At 41.8% G+C, this 457-nt stretch carries 1 protein-coding gene and 1 pseudogene; both read right to left on the reverse strand.

Annotated elements, in window-relative coordinates; translation table 11 throughout:
* Positions 1-222, reverse strand: a 222-nt coding sequence (locus tag RYX56_RS21185; RefSeq protein WP_317123969.1) for a UxaA family hydrolase, incomplete at its 3' end; no start/stop codon positions are given.
* A gap of 3 nt (positions 223-225) precedes the next feature.
* Positions 226-457 (reverse strand): annotated as a pseudogene (locus RYX56_RS21190) (hypothetical protein); the annotation flags it as partial.

Raw genomic sequence — 457 nt, forward strand, 5'->3', positions numbered from 1 at the left:
AGGATTTGCACCAGTTCCAATCATGGTTCTAAAATGCAAATCTAGATCCGGCCCATACTGAAGTCTGCCGTATGCATGAGGCAGTGCAAGTGTACCCTGAATTTGCTTTGCAACTGCTTCACAAGCAGCGTTTGAAATGTCATCTACTGGTAAAATGATGACATGATTTCGAATTCCCACTCTTCCATTTTCTCTGCGATATCCATAAAGTTGTTGTACCATTTTCTACCACCTCGCCGTTTTAATATTGTGGGTATGAACATAGTCGCCCATTTCCCATTTTTCCGTTGTGATGCCAATTTGCACACCATACTTCAATACAGGTTCGTCTTTTTCCAGGTTAACCAAGGAAATCTTGTGGCCTAAAGGGATATCAGCCTTTGCGGTAACAACCACATCAGAATGATCATCCATATAAATACCGATCACCTTTTCCCCCTGTCGAATATAGACTAGT

The sequence above is a fragment of the Alkalihalophilus lindianensis genome (assembly GCF_032843265.1).
GTDB lineage: Bacteria > Bacillota > Bacilli > Bacillales > Bacillaceae_D > Alkalihalophilus > Alkalihalophilus lindianensis.